Source organism: Photobacterium chitinilyticum (assembly GCF_004104355.1).
Lineage (GTDB): Bacteria > Pseudomonadota > Gammaproteobacteria > Enterobacterales > Vibrionaceae > Photobacterium > Photobacterium chitinilyticum.
This window is the reverse complement of record NZ_RJLM01000090.1, coordinates 1-912: the sequence shown is the minus strand read 5'-3', so window position 1 is coordinate 912 and position 912 is coordinate 1. Positions and strand designations below refer to the sequence as shown.

Here is a 912-nt window from a genome sequence, read left to right as displayed (position 1 = left end):
AAGATGCCTTGGTGGTGAAATGGTAGACACGCGAGACTCAAAATCTCGTGCTAAAGAGCGTGGAGGTTCGAGTCCTCTTCAAGGCMTAATAWTGAAATGGAATAAGTTCGGCAGCGGATCRCGAAATMTTGRYGATCTTCTCTATCTAATGAAWGGGGAGGGGGAGTCYGCTTTGAAMTCGTCCGCCCTGCGCCCCGCAGKATATGMTTCAACAGGAATCACACAAGGGTAGATTGATACAATMKAAACCTCYGGTAAAAWGCCCCCCGTAACCCRGCAGATTCAAGTACATTACATAGTCCGTTTTAGGGATTGGYGACTTACCCATTCAGTGACTTTGGCACTGGATGGACGTTMCCMAAATKGGTACTATCGGGTCGGGTGAATTCAATAATAGACGCCTGKYGGCATTCCAGCCTTCCTTCTCCTTTCAGGACCTATCCTAAAGAGAATCCAGTACTTCTTGGTCGTGAATATCTGAATAGGGCGAACCACTCCGTGGATATCTTTACTTCGGAACAAAACAATTAGAATTAGSCTCGGTCAACTGGAATGTGTCTTATCCATATAGGGGATCTTCCAATTGAGAAGATCYATCRAYCTGAGACGAAGAGAAAGGTCTATCTATTTTATTTAGTTATTCAGTTGATTCGTTATKGGARCAGATAGCAACAACMATTTMATCSGACATGCGTAYTTTTGATTTTCCAATGGATTTMCATSYTTYATTAATGGAAATTTTTTTGATGTAGTGAGTAATAGCTCYRGYTGTTCGCYGTTCAAGAATTCTTGTTTAGGCAGTTCATACCATCCATACATAGTGTTTTGATCTAAGATTTCAATTCTTCCATGTTTCAGTAGTAGCATATTGTTCCATGGAGCTAAGTGGAAGAAACAGGTGTTTATACAACT

The 912-nt window shown here is 41.6% G+C and carries 1 tRNA gene; it reads left to right on the top strand.

The features are described 5' to 3' along the window. The first annotated feature begins 5 nt into the window (after window positions 1–5). Window positions 6–86 (top strand) — tRNA-Leu (locus EDI28_RS28145). The last annotated feature ends 826 nt before the right edge of the window (window positions 87–912 follow it).